We start from the raw sequence: 20,277 nt of genomic DNA on the forward strand, positions 1-20,277 counted from the left end.
CTCATCGCAGGCAAGCCAGCTCCCACATGTTGAATTGTGAACACCTTCAAATGTGGGAGCTGGCTTGCCTGCGATAGCGATCGTCAGGTCACCACTGAGCCCGATGCGAGCCTAATTCTCCTGCCGGCAAATCCCACTGCAATGGCGTGCCGTTGATGGTCAATGGCGCCAACAACCGATGGGCCGGCCCCCAACTGGTTTGCTCCACCACCAACCCCTGATCGCCTGCTGCTTCTGCCCGCAATACTGGTTGCTCGGGCACGTGCCCAGCCTCCACCAACAACGTCGCCGTACGCGCCAACGACAAACGTGCCGATCCGCCTCGGCCGCTGTTCAAGCGTTCACTCAACGCCTGGATCGCACTGGCCGCCATCAGATACCCGGTGGCGTGATCCAGTGCCTGCAACGGCAGCGGCACCGGTTTATCCGCCTGTTTCCAGGCCATGCCCGCGTCGGCAATCCCGCTGCTCATCTGCACCAGGCTGTCGAAACCCCGGCGATTGCGCCACGGGCCGCTCCAGCCATAGGCATTGAGGCTCACGTCGATCAGGCCGGGGGCAATCCGCTGCAGTTCGTTGGCGGTGTAGCCCAGTTGTTCGAGGGCGTCGGCGCGGTAGCCGTGGAACAGGATGTCGGCGTCTTTCAATAGATTTTCGAAAATCTGGCGGCCTTCGGGACTTTTCAGGTCGAGGCGGGCGCAGCGTTTACCCAGGGTCATCTCTGGCACCACGCCGGGTTCGTTCCAGGTGGGAGAGTCGATGCGCAGCACATCGGCGCCCAAACCCGCGAGGAAGCGGCTGGCCACGGGGCCGGCCAGCACGCGAGTCAAGTCCAGCACCTTGATCCCCGCCAGCGGGCGGGCCGCAGAACCGAGCCAGGATTTGTCGGTAGTGGCCTCATAGGTTTGGCGCTGCACCAGCGCTTCGGCATTGACCGCCAAGCCTTGCGGATGAGCTTGCCAGGCCTGCCACGAACGCATCTGCGCCGCGCAACCGCCCTCATCGACAATCGCTTGCTCCAGTTCGGCGGCATTCCATATGGCAACCTTGCTGGCCATTTCGGCACGGTCGGCAACCTTGCCCAGTACGCGCTCGGCAGCAGCACGGTGATGGGGGGCGTTGGTGTGCAGGCGAATCCAGCCATCGGCGCAGGCGTAGTCGCCGGCCACCGGGTCCCACAGGGGTGGGGTTTGCCAACCTACCGGACGAATCGAGGATGAGAACCAGAAAGACGCGAGACGTCGGTCGACACTGACGTTTGGCAAACGCCCAGTCTGCTGCTGAATCAACTGGGCCACGGACTGGCCTGCAGCGCCGATGGTGGCGCTGGCCAGTTCGGTAACGGCGAAGGTCGAGGGCAGGGCACCGGCTTCGGTCGTGGCGAGAGGTGTGTGCGGTAAATCGAGTGCGGCTTGGATGGGTGTCAGCAGGTCAGTCATCAAAGGCCCTCCGTTAGAGAAGGGCCACTATAAAAGATCATCAGGCCGGTGTGACAACCCCTGGCTCCAACGGCAGGTCGATACTGGCGATAAAACCGCCCTCGGGATGGTTGGCCAGGATCAGGCTGCCACCATGGCGCTCGGCGGCGCGCCGCGCAATCGCCAGGCCCAGACCGTGGCCCTGCGCGGTCTGGCCGGGGGCGCGATAGAACGGCTCGCCCAGTTGGTTCAGGTGTTCGGCTTCAACACCGGGGCCGTGGTCACGCACGCTGATGAGGATACGTTCACCTTGGCGCTGGGCCTGGAGCTCGATTGCCTGGCTCGGCGGGTTGAAGCGCTGGGCGTTACGCAGCAGGTTATCCACCGCCCGTTCGATCATGGTCGGCCAGCCCTTGAGGTGCAGGCCGGTTTCGGTGGTCAGTTGCACCTTTTGTTCCGGTGCGCCGAGCAGGGCGTCTTTTTGCAAGGTCTTGAGCAGTGGGTTGAGGTCTACCTCCTCGGCGCTGGCGTTGTCGGCGTCGACGCGCGCCAACACCAGGATTTCGCTGATCAGTGCTTCCAGGCGATCACATTCGCGTGTCAGGCGCGGCCAGAGTTTTTCCCGTTCTTCGGGGCTGGCGCGTTCGGCCAACGCCAAGGCGATGCGAAGACGAGCCAGGGGCGAACGCAGTTCGTGAGAAACGTCGCGCAGCAGTTGGCGCTGGCTGCTGATCAGGCTTTGCAGGCGTGCGCCCATGCGGTTGAAGTCGGTGGCGAGCACACCGAACTCATCGCGGCGGTTAGCCAATTGCGCCAGGCTGTTTTGTTGGTAGGTCGCTTGCCCGAGGTCATGTACCGCGCCACGCAAACGGCTGAGTGGACGGGTGATGGACAGCGTCACCAGCAAACTGAACAGGGTCAGTACTACCAGGGCAATTGCTAGCGCACTCAGTGGCCAGAGCAGGCTGTTGCGGTGCCAGGCGTCCAGTTCCGGGTGGGGGATGCGGTAGATCAGCAGGTAGGTGTCGCCGGTTTTTTCGCTGGTGTACTCGGCGGTCAGGCGGCGCCAGGGCAGGTGGCTGTCCTTACTGTCATTTTGACGGGCTTCAAAGGCCGCCGCGCGGCGCGGGAAGGTGCCGCGTACCACCGGATCGCCGCTTTCATTCAGCACTTGCACGTCGATGTGGTATTGGCGCTTGCGTTGTTGCAGCAAGTCCTGGGCGGCGTCCTCGCCTTGGGTTTCGTAGAGTTGGGTCCACTCTTCGGCAAGGTTATTGAGGCCGGGGTGACGGCTGAGAATCCAGGCATCTTGATTCAGCATATGCCCAAGCAGGATCGACAATCCGGCAACCAAGGCAATAGCCAGCCAGAAACTGGCCAGGATCCGCCAGAACAATGAACGCACAGGAAACCCTCAAACAGGAAAAGCCCAGCGGCGTTGGCCACTGGGCTGGGGAAGTAAAACTAGATCATTATTGCGCTTTTTGCGGTTGCTGGGCTTTCCAGGCCTGGAATTCCTTCCACTCGGCGCGGCGCTCGGCTTGTTTCTTGACGATCTCGTCGAATTTCTTCTGTTGATCGGGTTTCAGCACGGCGCGGATGTCAGCCTGGGTTTTCTGCTTGCCGGCAGCGATCTCGTCCTGCATGGCTTTCTGGTCAGCGGCTGGCAGTTTGTCCAGGTACTTTTTGACCAGGTCTTTGCGAGCGTGCCATTGGTCACCCATCAGCTTGCCGATTTGCTGGCGCTGTTCGCGGCTCAGGTCCAGTTGGCTGAATGGGCCGCCTTTACCGCGCGGGCCGTGTTCACCGCCGTGGCCCGGGCCGCCCATCATGTGACCTTCAGGGCCACCCTGTGGGCCTGGGCCTTCTGGCATCGCAGCCATGGCAACGGTCGGCAGGGCAGCGGCGAACATCAAAGCGATAAGGGTCTTGCGCATGGTGATTCTCCTGTCTCTATTCCGGTGAGTCCGGATGTGAGTAGATTACGGAGATCAAGGTCAGCGGCGGTCAGGTGAGCGTAAAGCTTGGGTAAAGAGGGTTTTGATCGAGGCTGACAAAACTTTCAGTGTTCAGCTATTCAAATGTGGGAGCGGGCTTGCTCGCGAATGCGGTGTGTCAGTCGCTGCAAATAGTGGCTGATCTATCGCATTCGCGAGCAAGCCCGCTCCCACAGGGATTTTGTAGCGTGTTCAGAGGCTGTAGTAGTAGCCACGGCTGCGCAGGGCGACGATCCGCGGTCGGCCATCCGGGTGCGGGCCGATCTTCTTGCGCAGGTTGCTGACGTGCATGTCCAGGCTGCGATCGTAAAGGGTGAGCTTGCGGCCCAAGGCGATCTGCGCCAGTTCCTGTTTATCCAGCGGCTCGCCAGGCTGGCGCAGCAGGGCTTCCAGCAGGCGACTTTCGGAGACGGTGAGGGCGAACTCCTGCTCATCGATGCTGACCACGCCGCGCACCGGGCTGAAACACAAATCACCCAGCTCAAGCTGCGTAGACACGGCAGCCGGATGGCTGCGGCGCAAGACGGCGCGCAGGCGGGCGGTCAACTCCCGGGGGTCGCAGGGTTTGGCCAGGTAATCGTCGGCGCCGAGTTCCAGGCCGAGGATGCGGTCCAGCGGCTCGCCACGGGCCGAGAGCATCAATACCGGCAAGTCGGGATGATCGGTGCGCAATTGCTTGAGCAACTCCAGGCCGCTGCCATCGGGCAGCATCACATCGAGCACCACGGCGGCGGGCGCACTGTCAGCCAGCGCTTTACGTGCGCTCAACCCATCATGGCAGGCGCGAACCTGGAAACCTTCCTGGCCCAACCAACTGCTCAGCAGCTCACAGAGCTCCTGGTCATCATCTATCAGTAACAGCTCGCTCATGACTCACTCAATTTAGCCATTGTCGACGGCGACGGTGCCCACCGCTGGCGAAGATTCCGCACAGCAAGGCGATCAGCGCGACGGCCCCACCGGTGACAAACCATTGCTGTTGCTCGGTCAGCCACTGGGTCAAGGCGCCACCCTGTGTATCTTTGAGTTGCTGGGCCAGGCGTTGGTTCTCTTGGCGAAGGCGACTCAATTGTGCGCTTTCACGCGTAGCGTCTGCGCTCTGTAGTTGCTTGCCCAATTCTTCACGCAGGCGTTCGCTTTCTTTCAAGCGTTGCTGCAATTCGGAGATCTGGCTGCCGGCACTCAACGACAGGGGCGTCGAATTGCCGGTGTTCGGGGTTTCTTCAGCGTGGGCCGTAGCCCCGATCGTTAACACTGCCAACAGACACAACTGACGTAAGCGCATCGGAACTCCTGATTCCACACGAATATTCAGAACGTTGTCGGCAGGTTACCGAGAATAATGAGCAATTAGGAGCGCGCCGAACCGATTAGGTTCAGCGCGGCTGCATTCAAGGCAGGACTTGCTTGAACGGCTTGATCACGACATCAGCGTAGACGCCGGCCGCCACGTAAGGATCGGCCTTGGCCCAGGCTTGGGCATCGGCGAGGGAGGCGAACTCGGCGACGATCAGGCTACCGGTGAAACCGGCGTCGCCTGGGTCGTTGCTGTCTACGGCAGGGTGCGGGCCTGCCAGTACGATGCGGCCTTCAGCTTGCAGCTGCTTGAGACGCTCGACGTGGGCCGGGCGTACGCTCAGGCGTTTTTCCAGCGAGTTGGCAACGTCAGTGGCAATGATTGCGTAGAGCATGTCAGTCCTCGGTTTTTGGCGTAGTAGGGTCGGTGTCATGCAGGTGGCGCGACAGGTAGATACCCTGGCCGACCAGGAACAATACGGTCATGCCCAGGCTACCGAAGACCTTGAAGTCGACCCAGTAGCTCTGGAAGGTGAATGCCACGAACAGGTTGGCAGCGCCGCAGAAGATGAAAAACACGATCCAGGCCACGTTCAGGCGCGTCCATACCGGCTCGGGCAGGGTCAACGCGTGGCCCATGATCCGCTTGATCAGCAGGCGGTCGCCGATGAAGTGGCTGCCGATGAACGCCAGGGCGAACAACCAGTTCACTACCGGGGCTTTCCATTTAAGGAAGGTTTCGCTGTGGAAGGCCAGGGTCAGGCTGCCGAAGACCAGGCACGCGACCAGGGTCAGCCATTGGCTTTTTTCCAGTTTGCGCTGGGAGATGAAGATGGCGCCGTAGACCACCACGGAGCTGATGATCAGCACGGCAGTGGCGCTGTAGATGCCCCCGAAGGTCAGCTCATGGCCGGCCAGGTCGATGACCCTGGGGTCGAGTTTGTAAACGATGAAAAACAGCAACAGCGGGATGAAGTCGATGAATTGTTTCACAGTAAGAGCCAGAAGCTGGATGTGGCGGCATAATAACAAACATCCTTGGTAGCGAAAGCGCCAGCTGACTTGAGGTTACACACTCCCGTGAATGTTGATTTGCACTGCCACAGCACGGCCTCCGACGGCGCCCTGGCGCCCGCGGTACTGGTTGCGCGAGCGTTTGAACGAGGCGTGCGAGTCCTGGCGTTGACCGACCACGACACCCTCGAAGGCCTCGACGAAGCCCGGGTCGCGGCCCACAGCCTGGGTATGCAGCTGGTCAACGGCGTGGAATTGTCCTGCACCTGGGGTGGCGCCACCATTCATGTGCTCGGCTACGGTTTCGATCAAACGGCCCCTCCCTTGGTGCAGGCCATTGCCGATCTGCACGATGGCCGCTGGCTGCGGTCCGAAGAAATAAGTCGAAAACTCAGCCTTAAAGGCATGCCCAATGCCCTCGACGGCGCCCGTGCCATCCAGCAGGAGCTGGGCGACAGCGGCAACGCGCCGGCCCGGCCGCACTTTGCCGATTGGATGGTGCGTGAAGGTTTTGTTAAAGACCGCGCCGAAGCCTTTCGCAAATGGCTGGGCGCCGGCAAGTTGGGCGATGTAAAGCAACACTGGCCGACGCTTGAAGACACCGTCGAGGCCTTGCGGGCCTCCGGGGCCTGGGTCAGCCTGGCGCATCCCTGGCATTACGATTTCACCCGCAGCAAGCGTCGCAAGCTGATCAGCGACTATATTGGAGCGGGTGGCCACGCTATCGAGGTGGTCAACGGGCACCAGCCCGCCGAACAGGTCGGCAGCCTGGCGATTCTTGCCCGCGAATTTGGTCTGCTGGTCAGCGCCGGCAGTGATTTTCATGGCCCAGGTGGGTGGTCCGAAATCGGCGAGTATCGCCAGGTACCTGAAGACCTGCCGCTTTTGTCGGGGCGATTCAAGCATGACCCCATTACTGCCACCGTCTGAACAGGTAGAACACGTGAGTCAATTCTTCCAGATTCATCCGGAAAACCCTCAGGCGCGCCTGATCAAACAGGCCGTGGAGATCATCCGTGCCGGCGGCGTGGTGATCTACCCTACGGATTCGTCCTACGCCATTGGTTGCCAGATCGGCGACAAGAGCGCGGTGGAGCGTGTAAGACGCCTGCGTCAGCTGGACGACAAGCACAACTTCGCCCTGATCTGCAGCGACCTGTCACAACTCGGGCTGTTTGCCAAGGTCGACACCGGCACCTTCCGCTTGCTCAAGGCCCATACGCCAGGGCCCTACACGTTTATTCTCAACGCCACCCGCGAAGTGCCGCGCCTGTTGTTGCACCCGAAAAAGCGCACCATCGGCCTGCGGGTGCCGGAGCACCCCATCGCCCTGGCGCTGCTCGAAGAGCTGGGTGAGCCGCTGATGAGCGTGTCGTTGATCATGCCCGGCGACACCGAGCCCCTGGAAGACCCGTACGAAATGCGCCAACTCCTGGAAAAACAGGTGGACCTGATCATCGACGGCGGCTTCGGCGGCGGCAAGGCTTCTACCGTGATCAACCTGGCCGACGGCGAGCCAGAGGTGATCCGTGTAGGTTGCGGCGACCCGGCTCCGTTCATGGTCGAGGCCTGAATGTCAGCCGTGGAAACCGTCGACAGCCAGGCGGGCGCCCAGCAGGAACTGCCGTTTGCCATGGTCTACGGCCAGGCCGTGCTGGAAATGCCGCTGGACCTGTACATTCCTCCGGACGCGCTGGAAGTCTTCCTGGAAGCCTTCGAAGGTCCGCTGGACTTGCTGCTGTACCTGATCCGCAAGCAGAACATCAACATCCTCGATATTCCCGTAGCGGAAATCACCCGTCAGTACATGGGCTATGTCGAGTTGATGCAGTCGGTGCGACTGGAGCTTGCCGCCGAGTATCTGGTGATGGCCGCCATGCTCGCCGAAATCAAGTCGCGCATGCTGCTGCCGCGCTCGGAAACAGTGGAGGCGGAGGAAGACGATCCGCGCGCTGAACTGATCCGCCGCCTGCAAGAGTATGAGCGCTTCAAGGCAGCGGCCGAAGGCATCGACGGCCTGAGCCGCGTGGGTCGGGATGTGGTGGTGCCCAAGCTCGACGCTCCCGAGGCCCGTGCACGCAAGTTGTTGCCGGATGTGAGTCTGGAAGAACTGCTGATGTCCATGGCCGAAGTGCTGCGCCGTGGCGACATGTTTGAAAGCCACCAGGTCAGCCGCGAGGCGCTGTCGACCCGCGAGCGGATGAGTGATGTGCTGGAACGTCTCAAGGGCGGTGGTTTTGTGCCGTTTGTCGAGCTGTTCACCAAAGAAGAAGGGCGTCTGGGGGTGGTGGTGACCTTTATGGCGGTCCTTGAACTGGTCAAGGAGTCCTTGGTCGAGCTGGTCCAGAATGAGCCTTTTGCGGCTATCCACGTGCGGGCGCGAGCCGAATAAAGAGCTGAATCGATGAATTTGACTGAACCCCGCGAACTGGCCCCGCTGCTGGAGGCCTTTCTTCTGGCCTCGGGTAAACCCCAATCCCTGGAGCGCCTGTTCGAACTCTTTGAAGAAGCCGAACGCCCTGAACCGCCTGTGTTCAAGAAGGCGCTGGAGATCCTGCGCAAGTCTTGCGACGGTCGCGCCTTTGAACTGCGTGAAGTGGCGTCGGGTTATCGCCTGCAGATCCGTGAAAAGTTTTCGCCGTGGGTTGGCCGGTTGTGGGAAGAGCGCCCGCAGCGTTATTCGCGGGCAATGCTGGAGACCATGGCGCTGATCGCCTATCGCCAGCCGATCACGCGGGGCGAGATCGAGGATGTGCGGGGTGTGGCGGTCAACAGCCATATCGTCAAGACGTTGCTTGAGCGCGAGTGGATCCGCATCGTCGGCTACCGCGACGTGCCCGGCAAACCGGCGATGTTTGCCACTACCAAGGTATTCCTCGACCACTTCAACTTGAAAAACCTCGACGACCTGCCGCCGCTGGCCGAACTGCGCGAGATGGAAGCCGAGGCTGTGCTCGACTTCGACGACGCGCCGGTGCCGGCAGGTTTGCAGGAACTGGCCGATGCCAGTGCCGAGCCGGAAGAGCCGAAGGACGAGACCAGCTTCCACACGTTGTTGCTGGAACTGGATGACATGGAGCAAGGGATCAAGACTGATTTTGATGACTTGCTGCGTGACGGTGCGGCTGAGTTGCAAACCGAGGAAAACGTTGAGCCAGAGCCAGAGCCAGAGCCAGAGCCAGAGCCCGAAGCTAAAGCCGAGTCCGAACCCGAGCCAGAGGAAGACATCCTCGGCGTGGCCGAAGCCCGCGAAAAACTGCTGGCCGCTGTCGCAGCGTTGGAACAGCCGCCCCTGAGCGACGAAGAAGACGAAGCCCGCGCCCTGGCCGAAGCCATCGAAGCCGAACGCCGCCAGTTCGAAGACTGACCAAATCCCGCAAACACTGCTGAACCTCTGTGGGAGCTGGCTTGCCTGCGATGGCACCACCTCGGTCTGCCTGAAACACCGAGGCGCTGCCATCGCAGGCAAGCCAGCTCCCACAGAAGGTCCCTGCGGTTCATGGCGGCACCGGTCGGCGGAAAAGTGAATGACTTGGCGCTTATCGACTACTCTCTGATGCGCAACGCGCGCCATGCGCGTATGATTCGCGACCCTTTGCCGACCTATTCGGCCAAAGCCCCGCTTTCAACACTCTTCAGGCCACGCCTGAATCGACCCACCGGGAGGTGCTTAAGATGAACGACAAAGACCAGAACGACAGCCAGGAAATCGGCCCAGCAGGCGAAAAACTGCAAAAGGTGCTGGCGCGTATCGGCGTGGGCTCGCGCCGCGACGTCGAAGCCTGGATCACCCAGAAGCGCATCAAGGTCAACGGCGTCGAGGCTACCCTCGGCCAGCGCGTCGACCTGCACGATGCAATCACCATTGATGGCAAGGTCATCAAGCGTGAAGAGGCCGCCGAATCGGTGCGCCGCGTGATCATGTACAACAAGCCAGACGGCGAGATCTGCACCCGTGACGACCCAGAAGGCCGTCCGACCGTGTTCGACAAGATGCCCAAGCCTAAAGAAGGCCGCTGGATCAACATCGGTCGTCTGGACATCAACACCACCGGCTTGCTGATGTTCACCACCGACGGTGAGCTGGCCAACCGCCTGATGCACCCGTCCTACGAGATGGACCGCGAATACGCCGTGCGTGTGCGTGGTGAAGTCGATGACGAGATGATCGAGCGCCTCAAGGCTGGCGTAGTGCTGGAAGACGGCCCGGCCAAGTTCACCGACATCAAGCAAGCGCCCGGTGGCGAAGGTTTCAACCACTGGTACCACTGCGTGGTGATGGAAGGCCGTAACCGTGAAGTACGTCGCCTGTGGGAGTCCCAGGGCCTGGTGGTCAGCCGCCTGAAGCGCGTGCGTTTCGGCCCGGTGTTCCTGAACTCCGACCTGCCGATGGGCCGCTGGCGCGAAATGAGCCAGTACGAAGTCGACATCCTCAGTGCCGAAGTCGGCCTGACGCCGGTCGCCATGCCGCAGATGAACGCCAAGAGCAAAGACAAACTTGAGCGTATGCAGCGTAAATCGTCGCGCCCTGTGGCGCGTACCGAGCGTGTTGCCCGCACTCTGCGCCCTGCGCTGAATGCACCGGCAACCGGCGGTCGCATCTCCCGTGAACCGCAGATCGAAGGCGAGCGTCGTCCAACTGCGCCATCGCGTCAGGAAGGCGAGCGCGCTCCACGTGCGCCACGTCCGGCTCCGGCGGGTGGTCGCAGTAATCGTGGTGAGGCGGATCGCCCAGCCGATAACGCCAGCACCAAGCGTCCAGCCAAGCCAGCGGCAAGCAAGCGCCCTGGCCCGAAACTGGTCGCAGACGAGCCGTCGGGCAAGCGCCGTGGCGCGCCGGCCGGTTCCGGTCAGCGTCCTGGTTTTGGTCGCAAGAAGCCGCAGTGATCATTTGATCGCGGCATAAAAAAACGCCAACCCTAGGGTTGGCGTTTTTTTTTGCATTGGAATACGGTCAAAAACTGTGGGAGCGGGCAAGCCCGCTCCCACAGTTTTTTCAGCGGCTGTAACGCCGATTTTCCGGCCTGTAACGATTGGTTTACGGCTTGCCTGAGTATTCATTGGCTTGCTGGACTTTGTAAAAAATCCCTGACACTTCGTCGCACGCACCACTCAGGTGCGTGCCCAATCTGTTTGGCGGTGTACAATGCGCCGCGTTTTACTGTGACCCCCCTTGCGTATCCACGCAAAAGGCCAAGACCTCGGGGTTTACCCACCCTGATCACTCCGCCTGGCCACGAGCCTGGCGGGTTCGATTTCGTCACAGATAAAAACAAACAGGTGACGCATGACCGTTAGAAAGACGCTGTATTCCTGGTGCCTGCGCTGGGGTTTGAGCGGCGCTGCTTGAGTCGAGACTCACGGCAGCCACGTGCATTCAACATCATCAAACCTTGCGTGAGACCCTTTTCATGAGTGGACCCCATTCCTCTTCAGGCGAGCTGAAACGCGGCCTGAAAAATCGTCATATCCAGTTGATCGCCCTCGGTGGCGCCATCGGTACCGGCCTGTTCCTGGGCTCGGCCGGGGTGCTCAAGTCCGCTGGCCCGTCGATGATCCTGGGTTATGCCATCTGCGGCTTTATCGCCTTCATGATCATGCGCCAACTCGGTGAAATGATCGTCGAGGAGCCGGTGGCCGGCTCCTTCAGCCACTTTGCCCACAAGTATTGGGGCGGTTTCGCTGGCTTCCTGTCGGGCTGGAACTGCTGGATCTTGTACATTCTGGTAGGCATGTCGGAGCTGACGGCCGTTGGTAAGTACGTGCACTACTGGTGGCCGGAGATCCCGACCTGGGTCTCGGCGGCCGCATTCTTCGTGCTGATCAACCTGATCAACCTGGCCAACGTCAAAGTGTTCGGTGAAGCTGAGTTCTGGTTCGCCATCATCAAGGTCGTGGCCATCGTCGGCATGATCGCGCTGGGCAGCTACCTGTTGGTCAGCGGCAGCGGCGGGCCGCAAGCGTCGGTGAGCAACCTGTGGGAGCACGGCGGCTTCTTCCCCCACGGTGTGGGTGGTTTGGTGATGGCCATGGCGATCATCATGTTTTCCTTCGGCGGCCTGGAAATGCTCGGTTTTACTGCCGCAGAAGCTGACCAGCCGCGCACGGTGATTCCGAAAGCGATCAACCAGGTGATCTACCGCATCCTGATCTTCTACATCGGCGCCCTGGTGGTGCTGTTGTCGCTGACGCCCTGGGACAGCCTGTTGGAAACTCTCAACGCCTCTGGTGATGCCTACAGCGGCAGCCCGTTCGTGCAAGTGTTCTCCATGCTGGGCAGCAATACCGCGGCGCATATCCTCAACTTCGTGGTATTGACCGCCGCGCTGTCGGTGTACAACAGCGGCACCTACTGCAACAGCCGCATGTTGCTGGGCATGGCTGAGCAGGGCGATGCGCCTAAAGCGTTGGCCAAGATCGACAAGCGTGGCGTGCCGGTGCGCTCTATCCTCGCCTCGGCGGCCATCACCCTGGTGGCCGTGCTGATGAACTACCTGATCCCGCAACACGCGCTGGAACTGCTGATGTCGCTGGTAGTGGCCACGCTGGTGATCAACTGGGCGATGATCAGCTTTTCCCACTTCAAGTTCCGCCAGCACATGAATCGCACCGGCCAGGTGCCGTTGTTCAAGGCGCTGTGGTACCCGTACGGCAACTATGTCTGCCTGGCGTTCGTGGTGTTTATCCTGGTGATCATGCTGATGATTCCCGGCATTCAGGTGTCGGTGTACGCGATCCCGGTGTGGGTGGCGTTTATGGCGGTGTGTTATGGCATCAAGAATCGGCGCAAGGCCAAAGCAGCACTGAGCCCAACGGCGACGGTTCTGGAGTAGGGGCCTGCCCGTAAACAAAGAACCCGGCGTTTTGCCGGGTTTTTTGTTGGCGCGGGCAGGTTAGACTCGCGCCTCGTTTACATTTGTTCCTGGCTCGGAGGCCCCATGCAGCATACCGATATCGACGGCGGCACCTTGCAACGCGACGAGCTGGAAGACTTGATCGACCAGCACAGCGGCCCCTTGCGCCTGATTGGCGTCGACCTGAGTGGTGCCGATCTGTCGCGGATGGTGCTTGAGCACTGGGTCTTCGAACGCTGCGCCCTCATCCAGACCTCCTTCCTCGGCTCGCGCCTGGAAGGCACCCAGTGGAAAAGTTGCCGTGCCAGCCACGCCATTTTCGAAGCGGCCAACCTGCTGGAAGCGCAATTCCACAGCTGCGACCTGAACAACACCCGTTGGCAGCGCAGCAAACTGCCCCAAGCGAGTTTTGAGCACTGCAAGCTGACCGGCGCCAACTTCACCCATTGCGCATCCCTGGGGCTGAGTTTCAGCGAAACCCGACTGAACAGCGCCTTTCTGTCCGGGTTGTCGTTTGCCCGGACTGTGCTGAACAACCTGGATTTCTCCGACAGCGACTTGTCGGACGCTGACTTTCGCAAGGCTGAACTGATCGACTGCAGCCTGGCCCACGCCCGTATCAACGGCGCCAATTTCGCCGGAGCCGACTTGCGTGGCGCAGATTTGAGCGGGTTTCGCCTCAATGATGCCAAACTGTTCAAAGGCGCCGTGATTTCCAAAGCCCAGGCGTCGATGTTGCTGTCCGAGTTGGGCTTGTCCGTTGCCTAAGGTTTTTGATTGATGCTGGTGATTTCCAACAATGTGCACCTCCCCGATGCCGAGATCGAGCTGACCGCCATTCGCGCCCAAGGCGCGGGCGGGCAGAACGTCAACAAGGTGTCGAGTGCGGTGCACCTGCGTTTTGATATACCGGGCTCGTCGCTGCCGGAGTTCTACAAGGAGCGGCTGCTGGCGCTTCGGGACAGCCGCATCACCAGTGACGGTGTGTTGGTGCTCAAGGCCCAGCAATACCGGACCCAGGAGCAAAATCGCGCGGATGCGTTGGAGCGTTTGGTGGAGTTGATCCTCAGCGCCACCAAAGTGGAGAAAAAGCGTCGGCCGACCAAGCCAACCCTGGGCTCGAAAAAGCGTCGACTCGAATCCAAGACCAAGCGCGGCACCATCAAGGCCGGGCGCGGCAAGGTAGACTTTTAGTCGCCGCGTGCCTCGCGAGCTTTAGGCGCCTGGCGATACAGGTATACGCTCAGCAACAGCCCACCCAGTGCGCTGAGGGCAGCGAACAGGAAGATCGACGCAAAGCCGAAGCCTGACGCCACGGCACCGGCCAGCGGCCCGGTGATCCCCAGCGACAAGTCGATGAACAGCGAATAAGCCCCCACTGCCGCGCCTCGGCTGGACGCAGGCACCAGGTTGACCGCCTCCACGCCCAGCGCCGGGAACACCAGGGAAAAGCCAAACCCACTCAACGCCGCACCGGCCAGGGCCAGGTTGGCATCCGGCGCCAGCCATAACAGCAGCAGGCCAAGCACCTCAACCGACAAGCAGGCAATGGCTACCCGGAAGCCGCCAATACGGTTGATCAGGTTGCCGAACAGCAAGCGCGCGCCGATAAAACTGGCGCCGAACAGGCTCAGGGCCCATACCGCGTTTTCCCAATGCTGGGTGGTGTAATACAAGGTGATGAAGGTGGCGATGGTGCCAAAGCCGATGGAGCCCAGCGCCAATGCGCAACCGTGGGGCAATACCCGGCCCAGCACGTTCATGAACGGCAGGCGCACGCCGGCAACAATCGGAGCGGCGACTTTGTTCCAGGCCAACAGCAGGCCAACGATCGCCAGCAAGATGATGCTGACTCCCATGCTCCACAGCCCGAAGTTGCGCACCAGCAGCACACCCAACGGCGCGCCGACGGCCAGGGCGCCATAACTGGCGATGCCGTTCCAGGAAATGACCTTGGCGGTGTTTTCCGCACCCACGCGGCCAATGCCCCAGCCGATGGCGCCCGACCCGACCAGGCTTTCTGCGCTGCCCAGCACCAGGCGCCCGACCAGCAGGCTGCCCAGGCTCACCGCCGGCAGGTTGGAAAACCATGCCGCCAGCAGCATGAACACGCCGCTCAAACCGCAGCCCGCCAGACCAATCAATACCGCGCGCTTGCTGCCCAGGTTATCGATGATCTTGCCGGCATACGGACGGCTGAGCAGGGTGGCCAGGTATTGCACGCTGATCACCAGCCCGGCAATCACGGCGCCATAGCCCAGTTGGCTGTGGACATAACCCGGCAATACGGCCAGGGGAATGCCGATGTTCAGGTAGCCGATAAAGGTAAACAGCACGATGGAAACGACTTGCAGCGTGACCGCTAGGGGGCGCTGGGTATCTGGCATGGGAGAGGTCCACTGTCGCAGCAGGTAAAGATAGGCTGCTAATGATACCGGCGCTTTGGCCGGGCCGGGCGGCTAAAACTTAAAAACTGTCGATCAAAAACGCATCAGGCTTGCGCGGGGGCCAGCAGTTGGGTGGTAACCAGGGCGGCCAGGGCGTTTTCCTGTGTACCGAAGCGCTTGAGCAACAGGGCTTGTTTGTCCGCGCTGAGGCGGTTCCAGACTTCGACCATCTGTAACGCAGCGTCGAGTACGGCAGTATCTGGGGTGTCGGTCATGGCGGGGGTCTCGGTTCATTCAGGCAGTGTGGAAAGCGCTCAAAGCTGCGCTTTCCACACGGTCTGGTACGGCGTCAGTCCTGGCTTTCGCTGTCGACTGGTTTTGCTTCTTTGGCCTCAGGCTGCTTGTCGCTGGCCTGCTGCGGTGTTGGCTGCTCTGTAGGGTGCAGGCTTGGGAAGGGGAGATTAGGTATCTCGTGCATCGTCGTCGCTCCTCGCAAGGTCTGTTTTTTCAATCGCAGGTGATTCCGCGCTCTCAAAAAGCCTTGGCAGGATACAGCACTGCAAATGACAAAAAGAATTTTATGTCGGCGGATGTCGGAACTTTCATTCTTTAACGCAAGTGACATGAGGTCACAGGGCTAGAAAGGTACCTTGCCGAGGATCATGTCGCGGTACATCACGAAATCTCCCAATAAGCTGTAGAACGGGTGCTTAAACGTCGCTGGGCGGTTCTTTTCGAAGAAGAAGTGGCCAATCCAGGCAAAGCTGTAGCCGGCAATCGGCACCGCCAGCAGCAAGCCCAGCGAACCCCGACCAACGGCATAGGCCAAGATGCCAATCACCAGCGTGGTCCCGACAAAATGCAGGCGTCGGCAGGTGCTGTTGCCGTGCTCACTCAGGTAGTACGGGTAGAACTCGGCGAAGCTGTTGAATTGTTTGACGTTTTCCACGGTAGCCGGCCCTTTCATTGTTGTGCCGCCCAACAGATGTTCGGCGGGGAGCTTATTTGAGTCTAGAGTGATCAGTGGTAACAGCCAGTGACAATAGATGCCACTTTAGTATCCTTGGCTTTCCTGGCTGCCGTTTTAAGCCTGCTTTATTAAGAAGACGCCATGAGCGAGAGAACAACTTCTGCAAGCTGGGCGATGGGGATAGTCAAGGCGTTGGAAATGGACGGCCTGGATTGCCGGGCGCTGTTCAAGCAACTGGGCCTGGACTATGCCGCCCTGAAGGACCCCGATGCGCGGTTCCCGCAAGACTCCATGACGCGCCTCTGGCAGCGTGCGGTGGAGCTGTCGGGCAACCCGGCGATAGGCTTGAACATGGGCAAGGTAGTGCGCCCGGCATCGTTTCATGTGGCGGGTTATGCGCTGATGTCCAGCAACACGCTGGCCGAAGGCTTTATGCGCCTGGTGCGCTACCAGCGGATCATCGCCGAAAGCGCCGACCTGAGTTTCCGCCTTTTACCCGAGGGCTATGCGCTGATTCTGACGGTGCATGGCGACCACCTGCCGCCCACCCGGCAAAGTGCCGAAGCTTCACTCGCCAGCGCGTTGGCACTGTGCGGCTGGTTGACAGGGCGCACCCTGCAACCGCGCAAAGTCGTGCTGCAAGGCGAGCAACCGGCGGACCTGGCGCCGTATAAACAAGCGTTCCACGCACCGCTGGAATTCAATGCCCCCTATGACGCGCTGATTTTCGAACGCGCAGATATGGATGCGCCATTGCCTACGGCCAATGAGGCGATGGCGCTGCTGCATGATCGATTTGCCGGGGAATACCTGGCGCGCTTCTCGGAAAGCCGCGTGACCCATAAGGCACGCCAGGTATTGTGCCGCCTGCTGCCCCAGGGCGAGCCCAAGCGCGAAGTGGTGGCCCAGACGCTGCACCTGTCCCAGCGCACCTTGCAACGGCGCTTGCAGGAGGAGGGCACCAGCTTCCAGACACTGCTCGATGACACCCGCCGCGAACTGGCCGAGCAATACCTGGCGCAGCCCAGCATGACCCTGTTGGAGATTGCCTACCTGCTAGGCTTTGCCGACCCGAGCAATTTTTTCCGCGCGTTTCGCCGCTGGTTTGATGTCACGCCCGGCGAGTACCGGACGCGATTGCTGGAAGCGTCGGCGGTCAGTGGCGCCAAAACGCCGGGATGCACAGCACAAACACCGTAATGATCTCCAATCGGCCCAACAACATGCCGAACGACAGGATCCACTTGGCCGCATCCGGCAGGCTGGCGAAGTTGCCGGCCGGGCCGATGGTTTCGCCAAGGCCCGGGCCGACGCCGGATACCGTACTGGCAGCGCCGGTCAGTGCGGTCATCCAGTCCAGGCCCAGCAGCGACAGGGCCAGGGCGATGGCGCAGATTGTGATGGCGAAGAAAAACGAAAACGTCAGGATCGAACGTACGATCTCTTCATCGAGACGGTGGCCGTTGTACTTCTGCTTGATCACCGCGCGCGGGTGAATCAACTGGTTCAAGTTGGCCTTGAGCAAGATATAGGCGACCTGGAAGCGGAAGATCTTGATCCCGCCTGCGGTAGAGCCCGAGCAGCCGCCGACAAAGCCGAGGTAGAAGAACAGCATCAGTGAGAAGTTGCCCCAGATGCTGTAGTCCCCCAGTGCAAAGCCGGTGGTTGTGACGACCGACGTGACGTTCACTGCCACGTGGCGCAGCGCGTCCAGCCAGGGCAAATCTGTGGTCCACCAATACCAGGTGCCGAGCACCAGCCACGTCACGATCAACAAACCGAGCAGCCCTTGTACCTGTTGGTCCTTGATCAGCGCCCGGCGGTTACCGCGCAAGGTGGCGACATAGAGGGTGAACGGCAAGCTGCCGAGGATCATCACCACCACCGCCACCCAGTGCACCGCTGGTTGTTTCCAATGGGCCAGGGACTCATCGGAGGTGGAAAAGCCGCCGGTGGAAATCGCCGACATCGCATGGTTGATCGCGTCGAACAGGCCCATGCCCGCCCACCAGAACGCCAGGCTGCCGAGGATGGTAATGCCTACGTACGTCGCCACAATCAGCCGCGCCACCATGTGCGAGCGGGGCATGACTTTTTCCGAGCGGTCCGAGGATTCGGTCTGGAACAGGCGCATGCCACCAATGCGCAGCAACGGCAGGATCGCCACCGCCATGCCGATAAAGCCGATGCCGCCGAGCCAGTGCAGCAGCGAGCGCCACATCAGGATGCCCGGCGACATGCTGTCCAGCCCGCTCAATACGGTGGAACCGGTGGCGGTGATGCCGGACATGCTTTCAAAAAACGAGTCGGTGTAGCTGATGTGCTGGGTCAGCAAAAACGGCAAGGCGGCGAAGATACACACCACCACCCAGCTTGTAACGGTAAGTAGGTACATGTCCCGGGGACGCAGGTGCACGTGTTCAGGGCGACCGGGAATCACCAGCGCCAGGCCTGCGATAAAGGTGATCAGGCTGGCCCACAGGAACGAGGGCAAGTCGCGGGTGCGTTCGAAGAACACCAGGGTGGCCATTGGCACGACCATGGCGATCGCGAGGGTGATCAGGAAGATGCCGATGATGAAACCGATGATGCGTAGGGTCGGCAACGCCATGAGAGAGCTCGGATATGGGAGAGTGGCGCCATTCTACCTGCGGTACAGGGCATGTAAACCGGGGCTTCGAAGCAACTCCGTTCAAATGTGGGAGCTGGCTTGCCTGCGATAGCGGTGGGGCAGTCACATCTTTGTTAACTGATACACCGCTATCGCAGCGGTGCGGCGATCCGACAAGCCAGCTCCCACATGAATTGTGGGATGGCAGATAGCAGGCACAAAAAAAGCGACCCGAAGGTCGCTTTTTTTCAATTCGGCACTGATCAGAACTCGTGATCAGCGTTATCCGGGTTCAGGTCGCTGATGCCCAGCTTGCCTGCAGCGGCTTCGATCGAACCGGTCTGCTTGACCAGTGCGGCGATGGCGTCACGTACGATCTGGTTGCCCGCGTCGTTGCCGGCGGCGATCAACTGGTCGTAGTGCTCACCCTTGTTGGCGTGATCAACCATGACCTGGATCTTCGCTTCGGTCGCGGCCAGGTCGGCTTTGAGCGCGTTGTCGGCAGCCGGGTCGGCCTTGGCGACCAGGGAGGACAGGCTGGCGCCGGTCATCTTGGTGCCGTCGGTGCGGGTGTACTCGCCCAGGTAGACGTTGCGGATGCCCTTGGCGTCGTAGAAGTGCGAGTTGTGGGTGTTGTCGCTGAAGCAATCCTGTTCGTCTTCTGGCGAGTTGGCTTCCAGGGAAACCTTCATGCGCTCACCAGCCAGTTCGCCCAGGGATAGGCTGCCCATGCCAAACAGCATTTTACGCAGGCCGTCGGTGGCAGGTTCTGCCTCCAGGGTGGCGCGGTAGTTGTCGTCGACGTTGGGTTTCCAGTTGCCGACCATTTCTTCCAGGTCGCTGACCAGCAGTTGGGTCACGGCGCTCAGGTAGGCGCGGCGGCGCTCGTTGTGGCCGCCAGTGGCGCCGTCGCCGGTCAGGTAGTCCGACGCAGGGCGGTTGCCGGCACCAGGGCCGGTACCGTTCAGGTCTTGGCCCCACAGCAGGAATTCGATGGCGTGGTAGCCGGTGGCGACGTTGGCTTCGGAACCGCCCAGCTCGTTGAGGCTGGCGAGTTTTTCCGGAGTGATGTCTTTCACGTCCACCTTGTCTTCGCCGACCTGGATCTCGGTGTTGGCGATGATGTTGGCGGTAGCGCCTGGGTTACCCAGGGCGTGTTCGTAGGATTTGTCGACGTAGTCGATCAGGCCTTCGTCCAGTGGCCATGCGTTAACCTGGCCTTCCCAATCGTCGATGATGGTGTTGCCGAAGCGGAACACTTCGCTCTGCAGGTAAGGCACGCGGGCGGCGATCCAGGCAGTGCGGGCGGCTTTCAGGGTTTCGTCGTTCGGCTTGGCGAGGAACGCGTCGATAGCGGTTTGCAGGGTTTTCGCGGTGGACTCGGCGTCGCTGTAGACCGCGAACACCATGTCTGCGTAATGCGCGACCACAGCCTTGGCGGCTGCTTCGTCGACCTGGCCGGCAGGGGTGGCAGCCGCTGGAGCGGTAGTGCTGGCAGCCGGGGTCGGCGCCTGAGGCGCGGCGGCCTTGTCTTTACCTTCGCCGCAACCGGCGAGAGAAATGGCAATGGCCAGCAGACTGGCGGTGGCCAGGGGCATACGAATCATGGCGAACATCCTGCTTCGGTTGTTGATGGGGCGCGCGGGGGAGCGCAAAAACTGCGACATAATGCGAAAGATTTGCATTTTGTGTAAAGAGTTATACGAGGGAAATATTTAGTATCGGTTTGTT

Annotated in this window: 22 protein-coding genes; 9 read left to right on the forward strand and 13 right to left on the reverse strand. The window is 60.9% G+C overall.

What is annotated here, in order from left to right:
• Positions 1-88: 88 nt before the first annotated feature.
• The 7 genes from CFE47_RS18820 to CFE47_RS18850 all read right to left on the reverse strand — a co-directional run bounded on the left by CFE47_RS18820 (position 89) and on the right by CFE47_RS18850 (position 5,703).
• Positions 89-1,438 carry a CoA transferase gene (locus CFE47_RS18820; protein WP_286839329.1) on the reverse strand — a complete coding sequence of 450 codons (1,350 nt, stop codon included), beginning with the start codon at positions 1,436-1,438 and terminating at the stop codon, positions 89-91.
• A gap of 40 nt (positions 1,439-1,478) precedes the next feature.
• A complete protein-coding gene (locus CFE47_RS18825; RefSeq protein WP_185708015.1) occupies positions 1,479-2,822 on the reverse strand; it encodes a sensor histidine kinase in 1,344 nt (447 codons plus the stop codon).
• Between the two features lie 67 nt (positions 2,823-2,889).
• Positions 2,890-3,354, reverse strand: a complete 465-nt coding sequence (locus tag CFE47_RS18830) for an LTXXQ domain protein (protein WP_286839333.1) — start codon at positions 3,352-3,354, stop codon at positions 2,890-2,892.
• 252 nt (positions 3,355-3,606) lie between these two features.
• Positions 3,607-4,284: a response regulator transcription factor gene (locus tag CFE47_RS18835; RefSeq protein ID WP_185708011.1), complete on the reverse strand. Its 678-nt coding sequence runs from the start codon at positions 4,282-4,284 to the stop codon at positions 3,607-3,609.
• 7 nt (positions 4,285-4,291) lie between these two features.
• Entirely contained in the window at positions 4,292-4,699 is a 408-nt protein-coding gene (locus CFE47_RS18840) for an SH3 domain-containing protein (RefSeq protein WP_185708009.1), read from the reverse strand.
• 106 nt (positions 4,700-4,805) lie between these two features.
• A complete protein-coding gene (locus CFE47_RS18845) occupies positions 4,806-5,105 on the reverse strand; it encodes a YciI family protein (protein ID WP_015885584.1) in 300 nt (99 codons plus the stop codon).
• A gap of 1 nt (position 5,106) precedes the next feature.
• Complete coding sequence (locus tag CFE47_RS18850) at positions 5,107-5,703, reverse strand: septation protein A (protein WP_185708007.1); 597 nt, start codon at positions 5,701-5,703, stop codon at positions 5,107-5,109.
• 87 nt (positions 5,704-5,790) lie between these two features.
• Between CFE47_RS18850 and CFE47_RS18855 the strand changes: the two genes are divergently transcribed.
• The 8 genes from CFE47_RS18855 to arfB all read left to right on the forward strand — a co-directional run bounded on the left by CFE47_RS18855 (position 5,791) and on the right by arfB (position 13,772).
• On the forward strand, positions 5,791-6,654 hold the full coding sequence (locus CFE47_RS18855) for a PHP domain-containing protein (RefSeq protein ID WP_286839339.1): 864 nt from the start codon (positions 5,791-5,793) through the stop codon (positions 6,652-6,654).
• Between the two features lie 13 nt (positions 6,655-6,667).
• Entirely contained in the window at positions 6,668-7,297 is a 630-nt protein-coding gene (locus tag CFE47_RS18860; RefSeq protein WP_185708208.1) for an L-threonylcarbamoyladenylate synthase, read from the forward strand.
• A complete protein-coding gene (locus tag CFE47_RS18865) occupies positions 7,298-8,116 on the forward strand; it encodes a segregation and condensation protein A (protein WP_017737983.1) in 819 nt (272 codons plus the stop codon).
• A gap of 12 nt (positions 8,117-8,128) precedes the next feature.
• Positions 8,129-9,091, forward strand: coding sequence for an SMC-Scp complex subunit ScpB (gene scpB / locus CFE47_RS18870; RefSeq protein WP_286839341.1), 963 nt, complete (start codon positions 8,129-8,131; stop codon positions 9,089-9,091).
• A gap of 308 nt (positions 9,092-9,399) precedes the next feature.
• The gene (rluB, locus tag CFE47_RS18875) at positions 9,400-10,611 is read left to right on the forward strand and encodes a 23S rRNA pseudouridine(2605) synthase RluB (protein WP_286839344.1); all 1,212 of its coding nucleotides are present in this window, start codon (positions 9,400-9,402) and stop codon (positions 10,609-10,611) included.
• Between the two features lie 524 nt (positions 10,612-11,135).
• Positions 11,136-12,557 carry an amino acid permease gene (locus CFE47_RS18880; RefSeq protein WP_286839346.1) on the forward strand — a complete coding sequence of 474 codons (1,422 nt, stop codon included), beginning with the start codon at positions 11,136-11,138 and terminating at the stop codon, positions 12,555-12,557.
• A gap of 105 nt (positions 12,558-12,662) precedes the next feature.
• Positions 12,663-13,346 (forward strand): pentapeptide repeat-containing protein, encoded by a 684-nt coding sequence (locus CFE47_RS18885; protein ID WP_286839348.1) that lies wholly within the window; start codon positions 12,663-12,665, stop codon positions 13,344-13,346.
• A gap of 12 nt (positions 13,347-13,358) precedes the next feature.
• The gene (arfB, locus tag CFE47_RS18890; RefSeq protein ID WP_286839350.1) at positions 13,359-13,772 is read left to right on the forward strand and encodes an alternative ribosome rescue aminoacyl-tRNA hydrolase ArfB; all 414 of its coding nucleotides are present in this window, start codon (positions 13,359-13,361) and stop codon (positions 13,770-13,772) included.
• Here arfB and CFE47_RS18895 read toward each other — a convergent pair.
• From CFE47_RS18895 to CFE47_RS18910, 4 genes are all read right to left on the reverse strand, one after another.
• Positions 13,769-14,965, reverse strand: coding sequence for an MFS transporter (locus CFE47_RS18895; RefSeq protein WP_286839353.1), 1,197 nt, complete (start codon positions 14,963-14,965; stop codon positions 13,769-13,771). The two genes, arfB and CFE47_RS18895, sit on opposite strands and share 4 nt — an antisense overlap.
• 104 nt (positions 14,966-15,069) lie before the next feature.
• The gene (locus CFE47_RS18900; RefSeq protein ID WP_191950551.1) at positions 15,070-15,240 is read right to left on the reverse strand and encodes a hypothetical protein; all 171 of its coding nucleotides are present in this window, start codon (positions 15,238-15,240) and stop codon (positions 15,070-15,072) included.
• Positions 15,241-15,314: 74 nt separating this feature from the next.
• On the reverse strand, positions 15,315-15,590 hold the full coding sequence (locus CFE47_RS18905; RefSeq protein ID WP_286839524.1) for a hypothetical protein: 276 nt from the start codon (positions 15,588-15,590) through the stop codon (positions 15,315-15,317).
• A 12-nt stretch (positions 15,591-15,602) separates the two neighbouring features.
• Positions 15,603-15,914 carry an Mpo1-like protein gene (locus CFE47_RS18910; protein WP_185707991.1) on the reverse strand — a complete coding sequence of 104 codons (312 nt, stop codon included), beginning with the start codon at positions 15,912-15,914 and terminating at the stop codon, positions 15,603-15,605.
• 162 nt (positions 15,915-16,076) lie between these two features.
• On the opposite strand from CFE47_RS18910, the gene CFE47_RS18915 reads away from it, so the two are divergent.
• Positions 16,077-17,135 carry an AraC family transcriptional regulator gene (locus tag CFE47_RS18915; RefSeq protein ID WP_185707990.1) on the forward strand — a complete coding sequence of 353 codons (1,059 nt, stop codon included), beginning with the start codon at positions 16,077-16,079 and terminating at the stop codon, positions 17,133-17,135.
• On the opposite strand, the gene CFE47_RS18920 is transcribed toward CFE47_RS18915, so the two are convergent.
• A complete protein-coding gene (locus tag CFE47_RS18920) occupies positions 17,092-18,546 on the reverse strand; it encodes a TrkH family potassium uptake protein (RefSeq protein WP_286839357.1) in 1,455 nt (484 codons plus the stop codon). The two genes, CFE47_RS18915 and CFE47_RS18920, sit on opposite strands and share 44 nt — an antisense overlap.
• Positions 18,547-18,809: 263 nt before the next feature.
• The gene (locus CFE47_RS18925) at positions 18,810-20,153 is read right to left on the reverse strand and encodes an imelysin family protein (RefSeq protein WP_185707986.1); all 1,344 of its coding nucleotides are present in this window, start codon (positions 20,151-20,153) and stop codon (positions 18,810-18,812) included.
• Positions 20,154-20,277: the final 124 nt, after the last annotated feature.

The organism is Pseudomonas sp. PGPPP1, from assembly GCF_002255865.1.
Lineage (GTDB): Bacteria > Pseudomonadota > Gammaproteobacteria > Pseudomonadales > Pseudomonadaceae > Aquipseudomonas > Aquipseudomonas cremoris.